Raw genomic sequence first — 13220 nt, 5'->3', positions numbered from 1 at the left:
TTAGTTAGTTTAGTAGAAACTTTATAGTAAACTTAAAGAGAGTATAAATTTTACAATGTTTTTATGAGAAAGGACTTAAGAATTATGAATAAACTAATTACAGTTGCTATTGATGGACCAGCAGGAGCTGGAAAAAGTACTATTGCTAAAATAATAGGAGAAAAATTTAATTTAATGTATATAAACACAGGATCTATGTATAGAGCTGTTACTTTAAAAGCCTTAGAAAATAATATTTCAGCTGAAGAAGTTGATAAATTATTAGTTATGATAGATGGAATGGATATGCATTTTGAAAATGATGAGCTTATATTAAATGGAGAAAATATAAACTCATTAATAACTATGCCTAACATAAGTAAAAATGTTTCAGCTTATGCTTCAATAAGAGAAGTAAGGGAAAGATTAGTTAATCTTATGAGAAAAATGGCCTTAAAATATAGCGTAATAATGGATGGTAGAGACATTGGAACAGTTGTATTAAAAGATGCTAATTTCAAATTTTTCTTAACTGCTAGCCCAGAAGAAAGAGCTGATAGAAGATACAAAGAGCTTATGGGAAAAGGTGTAGAAGTTAATTATGATGAAATATTACAAGATATAATAAAAAGAGATTACCTAGATTCTAATAGAGAAGTAGATCCTCTAAGAAAAGCTGAGGATGCTATTGAAATTGATACTACTGGCATAGGTATAATGGGAGTAGTTGAAAAAATATCTAGCTACATGGAGAAATAATATGGAAAGAAACGTAATTTTAGCTAAGAATGCTGGCTTTTGCTTTGGAGTAAAAAGAGCAGTTGATGAAGCTATAAAATATCAAAAAGAATTTGGAAAGAAAATATATACTTTAGGACCACTTATTCATAACAATGATGTTGTTAATTATTTAGAGGATAATGATATATTTGCAATTGAACTTTCAGATGCTGATTCTTTAAAGAAGGGGGATGTTGTACTTATAAGATCCCACGGGGTTAAAGAAAGTGTAATAAAAGATTTAACAGACAAGGGTTTAATTGTTAAAAATGCAACTTGTCCATATGTAACTAATATTCAACTAAAAGTTAAAAAATGTTATGAACAAGGATATAAGATAATAATTGTTGGGGATGAAAATCACCCAGAAGTTATTGGAATTAATGGCTGGTGTAATGATTCTGCCATAATAACAAATGGGAAAACAGAACTTGAAAATATTCCAGCAAAGGTTTGTGTAGTTTCACAAACTACTGAGAAAAAAGAAACTTGGAACAAGGTTTTAAATGAAATAGTAAGAGCAAGTAAAGAAATAGTTGCTTTTAATACTATTTGTTCAGCTACTGATGTTAGACAAAAAAGTGTACAAGAGCTTTCAAAAGAGGCTGATTTAGTTTTTGTTATAGGTGGAAAGAATAGTTCTAATACAACAAAACTATATGAAATATGCAAAAAGGAATGTCCTAAGAGCTATCATATAGAAAATGTTAAAGAATTAGATGAAAGCCTATTAGAAGATGAAAGTGTTAAAACTATAGGAATCACTGCTGGGGCTTCAACTCCAGATTGGATAATAAATGAAGTGATTTCTAAGATTAAAGAATTATAATTTTTAAATGTAATCCTGCAATTTAATTCATAATTATTTTGTACTACTGGTATTAAACTGGGAATTGTTTTATACTATAAATATATGACGAAGTTTTAGGAGTAGTAGTATGAATATAGTTAGATTTAATTTGTGGGATTATTTTAAATATGCAAGAATTTTAAATTTATCACTAAAAAGGCTATGTACTAATTATTTTGTCAAAGTAACTTATAAAAATGAGGTTTATATGCTTTGGGAAATAGATTATGTAGCAAACTTTGATGCATATATAAAAAAAATTACTAAGATAGGTAGCATGAGAAGTATTCCTGAAGAAAGTGGTGTTTTTTCAGAGTTTAATATAAGTAAATATATATATGAAACTGCAAAAGAAGATGAGGGAATTGATTTAAAAATTTATGGGTTTGAAAAGAGGGCTTCTAATATAATGTTAAAGATAGATATTTCTAATTTTAATAAAAAGAATAATGAAAATTTCACTTTCACCCATTTTGTAAAAGGGAGAGATGAAAGTATTCGTTGTAAGGTACAAAATGAGATCTTTTATGAAGAAAACAGAATTCCACTAAAAACAAAAGATATTGTTTATGAATGTAATAGAAAAGCTTTTTTAGAAGATTTAGCATTTTTTGAATTAAAAGATGATATAATAATTGGTTATGGTCAAATATTGCTTTTAAAGGATAAATACACTATTGCTAACTTTGGAATAATAGAGGAGTTTAGAGGTAAAGGATATGGTGAAGCTTTACTTATACACATATTAAATCAGGCTAAGATAAAAGGATTAGAGGAAGTATATATAAAGGTTAAGTCTGATAACATAAATGCTGTAAATTTATATAAAAAGACTGGCTTTAAAGAAGCTTCTGAAATAAGTATATATGAATTGTTAGGATAAATTATATGTATAAAAATAAATCTTTAATAAAACTTACAAATCTATTCTGAGAAAATTTAGAACTTTTTCTTAAAGGATTTGTAAGTTTTATTATTGAGTTTATAAAAGAGAATCCGTTGGTACATAGGATATCTTAGTTTTGAATACACTATCTGTTAAATGGTTACTATAATAAGCACGATCGCTTATTTCTATGTTAGTTCCTTCTTGATTTGATTGATTTTCTTCTAGTTCTTTTAAATCATACATGGTATTCACCTCCTCTTTACTAGTATTAACAACTTTAGAAAATCTTATTTAGGAGTTAGCAAATATTTTAATATGGACAAATTTAGCTTATTATTATATAATAATTATTATTAATTAAAGAATGGAGTGCTTTTTTATGGAAAATAAAATTAGCTTAGTATATGAAAATGGAGAATTTACTGTCTACATAAATGATGAAGTAGTTACAGTTAATAAATATATGGATAATGCAATAGAGAAATTTACTCAAACAGTGCATAATAACGCTACACCAAAATCAATTAAGTGGGAAAGTATTGAAGAGGATTTAAAAGGAATTGATTTAAAAGATTTAGAGATAAATAGTGAATTTAAAACATTAACTTATAAGGATATGAAGTATTTCTACAGTACAGATAAAATCTTTAATATGCATGGTGGAAGAATGCAACAATTATTAGGAGGATATCAATTATTCTCATTTATAGTTAAGATGATTTCTGAAAAACATTTAGAAGATTATTTAGAAGTTTTAAACTTTTGTGAAGATATCTTAAGATGTAAGGTTACATACAGAACTCCAGGAAGTAACTTTATAGTTGGTAGCCCAGCTTTTAACTATGGATCAGCATCATATGATTTTGCTACTGGAAAAGTCAATAAGGGAGCTTCAATAGAAAAGATGTCTTTTGAAGATTTCAAAAAATATATATTTGATATAATAAAATAACCTTTGGTATTCCAAAGGTTATTTTTTATTTCAACATAATTTTACAATTTGTATATAAAATGATAAAATTATTTAAATAAAAGATGGAGGATTATGTATGAATTATTATTTTAGAAAGTTTTATAATGGGAATCTATTATGATTTTAGATGTATTTATATTCTCTATTATATGTATACCAATAAACATATTTTTAAAAAATAAATTTTATAGTAAGTATTTTAAAAGATATTTTCTAATAGCTTTATTTTTGAATTTTTTAGCTTTATTTTTAGGTTTAATATTCCATAAATATTTAGATGAATTTTTATACTTTATTTTAGTAAACTCCTCATATCTATCAGTAGTCTATAGAGGGAATTTAAAGCTTAATGATAAGTATATATTAAAACATTTAATTAAGGCATTTGTTTTTTTATTATTAGCATTACTTCTTATTTTTATAGTTGCATATTCATTTAAAATAACAATAAAATCAATTTACGGTTATTATCTTATTTTATTATTATATCCTATACAGGCATCATATCATCTATATAAAAATATTATGGAATTATATTACTTAAATCAAAAGTATATAAGAGATGAATATATAGAAGTTTAATAACTCCTTAAGTATATTACTATATAATATACTTAAGGAGAATGTTTATTTTTCAAGGGTTTTTAATGTTTTTATTATGAATTCAGGATCTCCAAATAGAGTAAAACGTGCTTTAGAAGATTCTTTTATATATTCATAAGAAAATTTAGCACCATTTTTAACAGCCTCTTCATCTTCATTTATTATTGTAATTAATTTTTTAGATAATTCTTTTCCTTCTAATATATTTTTACAATGAAGGTCTATTATAGTACAGATTTGTACTTCTTTTTGTGAATCTACATTTTTCCATTCTAAAAAATCAAGTACTTCATTATTTTGGGTAGCTCTTACCTCTTCTTTAGATTTACTGTTATCAAAAAAGTTTTCAATATCCTTCATAGTAAATCTCCATTGCCCACCAATTTTCTTGCCTTCTAATATTCCATCTTTAAGATAGTTTCTAATGGTACGTGAAGTAAGTCTAGTCATATTTGCTATGTCTTCAATAGTATAAAGTTTTTCAAAGTTATTCATATTCATACACCTCTCAATTCCTATATTTTCATTATATTTCATATATTTTCATATTTCAAGTATACAGATGTAAAAATAGGGAATATAAAAAAACTAGAGAAGATAAATTTCTACTCTAGTTTTTTTTGCTTACTTTGTTTTAAGTAATTTATGAAAATAAATATAAACTTAAAACAGAGCCTTTTAAAATTCTTGATACTCACGTGGAATATCTCCTATAAATTCTCTATCAGTTAGGACAATATACCAGAATGTTAAGAATGCTATAAAAGAAAATATGATTCCTAATATAGTCATAAATAGTCCAAATCCAAAATTTCTAAGTATTCTATAAAATACAATTACAAAAAGTATAAATCTAGCAACTGGTATTAAATAAATTATAAAATATAAGTATGATAATCCTGCTAAATGTAACATCTGAAATTCTCCAAGTACAGGAAATAACATCATCCACGAATGTTTTAAGTTAGCTTTCTTAGCCATAACATAACTTGGGTAGATTCTTATTAAGTAGAATATAAATGCAATTAAAATGCTCATATTGCTTGAATCGTATAATTCTTGAAAATACATAATAGTTTCCCTCCTTTGTTTTAATTATATCATAAAGTTTATAAAAAATTTAAAAACAGCTAATAATAAGAAGGTATTAATTATATGAAAAAAGGGCTTATTAGATAAACATATTTTAAGTTATATAGCTACTAAGCAATAAAATTATAAGTATTTATTTAAGTTACTTTAAATTGATAAAAATAAAAAAATACTATATGTTTAATAAAAAATTTTATTTATTAATGTATATATAATAAAAAAATCAAAGTAAATCTCCTTTTTAGCATACATATATGCATTAAGCTCAAATTGACAATAAATGTTTGTAGGTATACTCTAAAAACATAATTTAAAAAATTTTTGAGGAGATGATTTAGGTGTGCACTCACATACATATTTCTAGTGTTAACAATAATCTTTATTGGGGAAGAACTTTAGATACATCATTTAATCCATTTGAGGTTGGTTCTAAAATAACAATCGTTCCTAGAAACTTTACTTTAGAAACTCAAAGTAAACCTTGGAAAACTAAATACGCCTTTTTAGGTATAAATTTATGTGGATCTACTCTGTTTTTTGATGGAGTTAATGAAAAGGGGCTTGCTGGAGGTCTTTTATTTTTAAAGGCATGTACATGGGATAAGAAAGAAAATATAGAAAAGCAAGGACTTATAGCCATTAATAGTGGAGAAATAGTTACTTGGATTTTAAGCAATTTTGAAAGTGTTAGTGATATAAAAAATAACATATCAAAAGTTGTAGTAACATCTGATGATATACCATCATTAGGAGAGCTTGGAAAAGGAAACCCTATTACCGCACATTATACTTTCACAGATAAAATGGGAGAATCAGTTGTATTAGAACCAACAAACCATGGACATTTTCGTGTTTTTGATAATACTGTAGGGGTAATGGCTAATGATCCAACATTTGATTGGCACATGACTAATTTGGCAAATTATATTCAAGTTCAAGGATTTAATAAGCAACAAAATAATTTAAATAGTAAAACAGTTATTACACCAATTTCAAATGGTACAGGTATGCTTGGATTACCTGGAGATTATACTTCACCATCAAGGTTTGTACGTGTAGCATATTTAAGAAATCTTATAGGAGACATTACTGACGAAGAAGCTCCAGCACGTTTATTTAGTATTTTAAATTCTGTTTGGGTTCCAAAGGATGTTGAACGTTTTTGTGAAGATAAAAAAGACTCAGATTTTTCAAGTTATATGTGTGCATATGATCAAAACTTAGGTAAGTTATATTTACGTGTTTTCAATCATATAGATACAATGGAATTCTCTTTAGAAAATGTTAAAGAAGATGAATTAGTAACTTATTCAGTTTAATAAATAATTTTTACATAGCAATAAAAAGTCTTAGAAATAAGACTTTTTTTATTTTAAATTCAGTTTATTGTTAGAAGTAATTTAATCTTTTTGATTTATATAACAAGATTTAAAAAATCTATCTTTTAATAAAAATAAATTTTATGCTATAATACAACAGATAACAATTTAAATTGGAGGAAATGACATGACATTAGAAAATAACATGGATAAAAAACTCTTCTGTATTTCTACATACGGATGCCAAATGAATGAAGAAGATTCAGAAAAATTATCAGGGATGTTAAAATCTCAAGGATATGAAAGAACTGAAAATAAAGAAGAGGCTTCTATTATAATCTTTAATACATGTTGTGTAAGAGAAAATGCTGAAAATAAGGTTTTCGGTAATCTTGGACAACTTAAGCAATTAAAAAAGAAAAATCCTAACTTAGTAATAGCAATTTGTGGATGTATGATGCAACAAGTAGGTATGGCAGACAAAGTCTTAAAAACTTTCCCTTATGTTGACATAATATTTGGAACACATAATGCCCATAAATTCCCTGAATACCTACATAGAGTACTTCAAGAAGGTGTTCAAGTTAAGGAAATATTAAACAAAGAAGAGGGAATCGTTGAAGGATTACCTATAGATAGAAAGAGTGATGTTAAAGCATTCGTTACTATCATGTATGGATGTAACAATTTCTGTACATACTGTATAGTTCCTTACGTTAGAGGAAGAGAAAGAAGTAGAAAATCTGAGGATATCATAAAAGAAATAGAAGAATTAGTATCTCAAGGATATAAAGAAATAACTTTATTAGGACAAAACGTAAACTCATACGGAAAAGGATTAGAAGAAGATATAGATTTTGCTGGTCTTTTAAGAAAAGTTAATGAAGTTAAAGGGTTAGAGAGAGTTAGATTTATGACTTCTCATCCTAAGGATTTAAGTGATGATGTTATCATGGCTATAAAAGAATGTGATAAGCTTTGTGAGCAAGTTCACTTACCAGTTCAAAGTGGATCATCAAGAATATTAAAAGAGATGAATAGACATTATGACAGAGAGTACTACTTAGATTTAGTTAAGAAAATAAAATCAGAAATACCAGATGTTACTTTAACAACTGATATAATCATTGGGTTCCCAGGAGAAACTGAAGAGGATTTCTTAGATACATTAAGTCTTTGTGAAGAAGTTGGATATGATTCAGCATTTACATTTATCTATTCAAGAAGAAATCATACTCCTGCTGACAAAATGGAAAATCAAATTCCAGATGACATAAAGCATGATAGATTTAATAGATTAGTTGAAGCTATAAACAAAAAGGTTGTAATAAAAAATAAAGAATATGAAGGTAAGGTAGTTGAAGTTCTTGTTGAAGGACCAAGTAAGAATGATGAAACTAAATTAACTGGAAGAACTAGAAATGGTAAATTAGTTAACTTTGCTGGTGATGAAAAACTAGTAGGTGAATTAGTTAACTTAAAAATAGTTAGAGCACAACCATTCTCATTAATTGGTGAAATAGTAGAATAATTTAAAAGTGGGATGTATCAATAGGATTTTTGATACATCCCACTTAATTTTTATAAATTTGCAAGTAATCTTTCTTATTTAATTAGGGTGTATTTTTATTTTATCTTATCTAGTAATATCTTTTTTAAATTTAAAAAAAGGTTTCCTAGGCAATATTTTCTCATAAAAATCTAGCTTTTAATAAATTAATATAACTTATTTGGGGATAATATAGTTTGAAATAGTGAAATTATTCTTTATTGCGAATTATATTTATAATTTGTTTAATTAAAGTTCGTTACTGTGAAATTGTTTTTCTGTTGAATTTTTCTGTGAAACTTTTCTTGCAACTTTAAAATGCAAGTAGTTTTTTAAAAAAATTGCATTTTTATTTTAGAAACACTTGATTTTAATAAATTGTTGCAATATAATTAACTTATAAATTTCATTTTTTTAAAACGAAAAGGGGGACTTATTATGAAGATACCTTGTTCCATGATGACTCAACATCCGGATAATGTAGAAACTTATATTTCAATACAACAAGAACCAGCAGAAGCGATAAAAGGATTAACACCACAAGATAAAGGTGGTTTAGGAATAGAAGAAGTTATGATAGATTTTGAAGGAAAGTTAACACCTTACCATCAAACATCACAAATAGCATTAGGATTAATTTCAAATGGTATAATTCCAGGAAAAGACGTTAGAGTAACTCCTAGAATACCTAATGCAAATAAAGAATCAGTATTTAGACAACTTATGAGTATAATGTCTATAATTGAAACAAATGTTCAATCAAAAGAATTAACTGGAACTCCAGCAATCTCAGAGGTTGTTGTTCCTATGATTGAAACTGGTAAAGAAATTTCAGAGTTTCAAGATAGAGTTAACTCAGTAGTTGATATGGGGAATAAAAACTACAAAACTAAATTAGATTTAAATAGTGTTAGAATAATACCTCTAGTTGAGGATGTACCTGCACTAGCAAACATAGATAGAATATTAGATGAACATTACGAAATAGAAAAGAGTAAAGGACATATTTTAAAAGATCTTAGAATAATGATAGCAAGATCTGATACTGCTATGTCTTATGGATTAATTTCAGGAGTTTTATCAGTTCTTATGGCAGTTGATGGAGCTTATAAATGGGGAGAAAAACATGGAGTAACTATAAGCCCAATCTTAGGTTGTGGATCACTTCCATTTAGAGGACATTTCTCAGAAGAAAACATAGATGAAATCCTTGCTACATATAGTGGAATTAAAACTTTCACATTTCAATCTGCTTTAAGATATGATCATGGTGAAGAAGCAACTAAACATGCAGTTAGAGAATTGAAAGAAAAAATTGCACAATCAAAACCTAGAAACTTTAGTGAAGAAGATAAAGATTTAATGAAAGAATTCATAGGAATCTGTTCAAAACATTATCTTCAAACATTCTTAAAGGTAATAGATACAGTTTCATTTGTATCTGACTTTATTCCTAAAAATAGAGATAGATTAACAAAAGCTAAAACTGGATTAGAATATAATAGAGAAGTAGCAAACTTAGACAACGTAGCGGATTTAGTTAAGGATGAAGTATTAAAACAAGAAATTCTTAGCATAGATAACTCAAAAGAATATGCAGTTCCAAGAGCTATATCATTTACTGGAGCTATGTACACATTAGGAATGCCACCTGAACTTATGGGAATGGGTAGAGCATTAAATGAAATAAAAACTAAGTATGGTCAAGAAGGTATAGATAAACTTTTAGAAATATACCCAATCTTAAGAAAAGACTTAGCATTTGCCGCTAGATTTGCAAATGGGGGAGTTTCTAAGAAGATAATAGATGAAGAGGCTAGACAAGAATATAAAGAAGACATGAAATATGTAAATGAAATTCTTAACCTTGGATTAGATTATGACTTCTTAAACGAAAATGAATTCTATCATACTTTACTTAAAACTACAAAACCAATAATAATGCACTTAATGGGACTTGAGGAAAATGTAATGCGTAACAGCACAGAAGAACTTAAAATCCTAAATGAGTGGATAGTAAGAATGGGTAAAGTAAGAGGAAGTATAGGCTAAAATATATTTGGTATAAATTAGATATATGGTAATTGTTCCTTATTTACTTAGAAAAAAAGATCTATAAACATAAATTTAGACCAATAAATATGTTTGAAAAAGATACAAAAACATCTTTTGTTAATTGTAATTAAATTAACAGGAGGTGTTTTTTTGTTATGGCAAGAATTCTTACAAAGAATAAAAAAGAGTTATTAGATATATTAGATATTTTTTTGACAGATTGTAAATATAGAGATCTTAGAAGAGCGAGTATAAGACTATATGAAAGAAGCTTAAAGTTACTATTTAAGTTCCTTGAAGATGACTATAACATAATTTACGTGGAAGATGTAAAAGAGGAACATATAAGAAACTATATAAAGTTTACCAAAGAACGTGGTAAATATAGCTACGTATCTAATGATAATATTCTAAATTCAAATTCTCCACAAAACAGGGGAGATTTTGGACAACCAATTTCTTTATGCACTTTAGATAGTTATGTAGGTACTATAAAGAGGTTTTTTAAGTGGTGTTTGGATAATAAATATTTAAAACAAAATCCCACTAACAAAATAAAAAGGATTAAATTTAGTAGAAATCCCAAGCAAGAAGTAACATTGGTAAAAAAATAAGAGTCACTCTCACCTGACTCTTATTACAACTTAATATTGTTAAATAAAACTTTGCATATCCTCATATTAGGATATACCAATCACTTAATTAGTATTATTTCAAAAAAAGTTAGTATTTGCAAGGCTTTATTTCCTATACCCAAAATTAAGTATAGGTTAAGTCTTTCTTGCACTACGAGGACTATAAAAAAAAGAGTGGTCAGTTGAGCCGCTGCAATAAAATCAATAGTATATTATACTAGCTATATTTTACACTTATTGATATAGCTAGAGCCATGGTTATAATATACGCTTGGGTGTGTGTCTACCAATATCCAAAAACAAAAGGCACGGTGATAGTTTGGCACTCTAAAGAGTGGGGAAACTGTATCAGAAGTTATAGGACAATCTTTATAACGTTTGATGATACTTAACTAATAAGGGCAACTGAAACGATGCGAAAAAGAAGATAATAAGTTGAGAGTTCCTTATGACTTCATAATTTTAATTTTTTTATGTTGTTCATAGGGAATAACTCTGCCTTCACTCAGCTTCCCTAAAGATGTATAAGACTTTGGCATTTAAAAGTCAAGTGTATCGCTAATAAAATATTCGATTTAATTAAAGTGGGTAATAATGGTATAATAGTAAAGAAAGAGTGATATAAGGTGGAATTAGATAAGTTCTTAAATAATTTTTTAGAAAATATTATTGATGATGAATATTCAAATAAAGTGATTAAACTTATAAAAGAAGGAATGAAACAAAATGATTTAGATTTTGACTCAGCTAAAGTTGAATGTCAAGTTTTAACAGATGGTAATAATTATGATCCAAGAGTAGCAATAAGTTCTGAAGCTTATAATGATGGTGAGATAGTATTTTTAGATTATAATGTAGATAGTTTAGATAAATAACAGGAGTTAAATATGAATAGTAGAAAAATTAAGAAAAACATTAAAAAAACAATAGATAATACTCAAGAATATATAGGCGAGGGAATTGCTTTTACTGTTAATATGGTACTATCAGATCCAACAGGTATATCTGGTACAGTAGCTAAAACCGTTTATGGTAAAAGTATACAAGCATTAGCAGATAAAATAGATCCTTGTCAATTAACTGAATGGGAAAAGAAAAGGGTTGAAAATTGTATGGTTAGTTCTATAGAAAGAATAGCTGAACGTATAAATAATGGAGATGAATTAAGAAAAGATGATTTCTTTAAAGAGAAACCTAATGGGAAAACAGATGCTGAGGAAGTTTTTGAATCGATAGTAGTGGCTAGTCAGAGAGAATCACAAGAAATGAAACAAATTTTTTATGGAAATATGTTGGCTAATATTGGATTTGTTGATTATTTGGATGCCGACGAGTTTAATTTTTTGTTAAAAGTATTTGAAAAATTAACTTATAGACAATGTTTAATATTAGCTGTATTTTACATGAATTATATTCAAAAGGTTAATAATATAGCAACAGTATTTAAAGGGTATAATCCTATACAAGGCGAAAATATAAAAAGTAAACAATGGATTTTTTATCAAGAAATTTTAGATTTATATCAAAAATCATTATTATTTGATGGGAAAATATTATTTAATATAACTCAATTAATTCCAAGCGATATATATACTTATGGATTAGGCGAACAAATCGTATTATTAGCTGGATTAGATAAAATTGTTGAAAATAAAAATTTAACCACAAAACATTTAGAGGATTTTAAAACTATATTAGAAATTGTTGCTGATAATAAATATGCTAATATTTTTATAAAAAACAATTCAATATTTATAGAAGATAAAAGAAGTTTTAAATAAAAACAAGAATTTAAGTTAAAGTAGAAGGAATAGAGTTAATAGAAAACAACTTAACAATTTAATTAAAAATACTAACTTATGGGATTAATTTTAAAAATAATTATATAAATTTAGAAGGAAAGGCTATACTTAAATTAGATTATATACCATATTTAATACCACATAGTTGTTGTTTAATGTATATATTATCTATAAATTAGTTGATATAGATATCTAACTTCTAATAATAATTTTTATATTTTCACAGTAAAGAGCTACATGTTTATGTAGTTTTTTTATTTTATGTAAATTCACTAAATAAACTTACATATAAATGCAAAATAAGAGTTTAAAAATAGTTGAGGCGATAAATTGTAACAAAGTGACTCAATATTAAAATATAGCCAATTTTTTGATATTAGAATGCGACTTATAGATGATATGATACTTGAAGATTTAATTAGTACAAACATAATGCAAAGAGGAGTGGGAAATGTTAATCCTATGAAAATGGCAAAATGTATTACTGAACTTGAAAGAATTAAAGGTATTAGACAAGGAGAATTTAGAGGAAATCAATATACAAAAAATCAAAATAAGAAATATAATCAATCAGACATGGCTGAGGAATTAGGAATCACTAGACAACAACTTCAAGATTAAAAAAAACTTTTAAATCTTATTCCTGAACTTCAGCAAATAGTTGAAAATGGATCAATGGAGGCTACGGTAAGCT

The 13220-nt window shown here is 26.6% G+C and carries 14 protein-coding genes; 11 read left to right on the top strand and 3 right to left on the bottom strand.

The features are described 5' to 3' along the window. Window positions 1–84: 84 nt before the first annotated feature. The 3 genes from cmk (at window position 85) to I6G60_RS09775 (ending at window position 2492) form a co-directional block, all read left to right on the top strand. Window positions 85–738: a (d)CMP kinase gene (gene cmk, locus I6G60_RS09785; protein WP_003460731.1), complete on the top strand. Its 654-nt coding sequence runs from the start codon at window positions 85–87 to the stop codon at window positions 736–738. 1 nt (window position 739) lies between these two features. Continuing rightward, window positions 740–1588, top strand: coding sequence for a 4-hydroxy-3-methylbut-2-enyl diphosphate reductase (locus tag I6G60_RS09780; RefSeq protein ID WP_003460702.1), 849 nt, complete (start codon window positions 740–742; stop codon window positions 1586–1588). Between the two features lie 109 nt (window positions 1589–1697). Beyond that, a complete protein-coding gene (locus I6G60_RS09775; RefSeq protein ID WP_110077441.1) occupies window positions 1698–2492 on the top strand; it encodes a GNAT family N-acetyltransferase in 795 nt (264 codons plus the stop codon). Between the two features lie 99 nt (window positions 2493–2591). Here the strand turns inward: I6G60_RS09775 and I6G60_RS09770 are convergent, their stop codons facing one another. Further along, entirely contained in the window at window positions 2592–2741 is a 150-nt protein-coding gene (locus I6G60_RS09770) for a hypothetical protein (protein WP_003449347.1), read from the bottom strand. Between the two features lie 136 nt (window positions 2742–2877). Here I6G60_RS09770 and I6G60_RS09765 point away from each other — a divergent pair, with 136 nt between their 5' ends. Next, window positions 2878–3450, top strand: coding sequence for a hypothetical protein (locus I6G60_RS09765; RefSeq protein WP_003449367.1), 573 nt, complete (start codon window positions 2878–2880; stop codon window positions 3448–3450). Between the two features lie 648 nt (window positions 3451–4098). Here I6G60_RS09765 and I6G60_RS09760 read toward each other — a convergent pair. Together I6G60_RS09760 and I6G60_RS09755 are read right to left on the bottom strand one after the other, a co-directional pair. Further along, window positions 4099–4569, bottom strand: a complete 471-nt coding sequence (locus I6G60_RS09760) for a helix-turn-helix domain-containing protein (protein ID WP_111744190.1) — start codon at window positions 4567–4569, stop codon at window positions 4099–4101. A gap of 183 nt (window positions 4570–4752) precedes the next feature. After that, a complete protein-coding gene (locus tag I6G60_RS09755) occupies window positions 4753–5145 on the bottom strand; it encodes a hypothetical protein (RefSeq protein WP_003469947.1) in 393 nt (130 codons plus the stop codon). A 359-nt stretch (window positions 5146–5504) separates the two neighbouring features. On the opposite strand from I6G60_RS09755, the gene I6G60_RS09750 reads away from it, so the two are divergent. The 7 genes from I6G60_RS09750 to I6G60_RS09720 all read left to right on the top strand — a co-directional run bounded on the left by I6G60_RS09750 (window position 5505) and on the right by I6G60_RS09720 (window position 13147). Further along, on the top strand, window positions 5505–6485 hold the full coding sequence (locus I6G60_RS09750; RefSeq protein ID WP_096071564.1) for a linear amide C-N hydrolase: 981 nt from the start codon (window positions 5505–5507) through the stop codon (window positions 6483–6485). Window positions 6486–6672: 187 nt separating this feature from the next. Continuing rightward, window positions 6673–8016 (top strand): tRNA (N6-isopentenyl adenosine(37)-C2)-methylthiotransferase MiaB, encoded by a 1344-nt coding sequence (gene miaB / locus I6G60_RS09745; RefSeq protein WP_003449335.1) that lies wholly within the window; start codon window positions 6673–6675, stop codon window positions 8014–8016. Between the two features lie 456 nt (window positions 8017–8472). Next, window positions 8473–10086 (top strand): phosphoenolpyruvate carboxylase, encoded by a 1614-nt coding sequence (ppcA, locus tag I6G60_RS09740; RefSeq protein WP_011010232.1) that lies wholly within the window; start codon window positions 8473–8475, stop codon window positions 10084–10086. Window positions 10087–10244: 158 nt separating this feature from the next. Beyond that, window positions 10245–10703 carry a phage integrase SAM-like domain-containing protein gene (locus tag I6G60_RS09735; RefSeq protein ID WP_003465673.1) on the top strand — a complete coding sequence of 153 codons (459 nt, stop codon included), beginning with the start codon at window positions 10245–10247 and terminating at the stop codon, window positions 10701–10703. A 647-nt stretch (window positions 10704–11350) separates the two neighbouring features. After that, on the top strand, window positions 11351–11599 hold the full coding sequence (locus tag I6G60_RS09730) for a hypothetical protein (protein ID WP_003465680.1): 249 nt from the start codon (window positions 11351–11353) through the stop codon (window positions 11597–11599). A 12-nt stretch (window positions 11600–11611) separates the two neighbouring features. Continuing rightward, window positions 11612–12505, top strand: a complete 894-nt coding sequence (locus I6G60_RS09725) for a hypothetical protein (RefSeq protein ID WP_057257709.1) — start codon at window positions 11612–11614, stop codon at window positions 12503–12505. A gap of 402 nt (window positions 12506–12907) precedes the next feature. Next, complete coding sequence (locus I6G60_RS09720) at window positions 12908–13147, top strand: hypothetical protein (protein WP_223932447.1); 240 nt, start codon at window positions 12908–12910, stop codon at window positions 13145–13147. Window positions 13148–13220: the final 73 nt, after the last annotated feature.

It is taken from the genome of Clostridium perfringens, assembly GCF_016027375.1.
Classification (GTDB): Bacteria; Bacillota; Clostridia; order Clostridiales; family Clostridiaceae; genus Sarcina; species Sarcina perfringens.
This window is presented reverse-complemented; position numbering and strand designations above follow the sequence as displayed.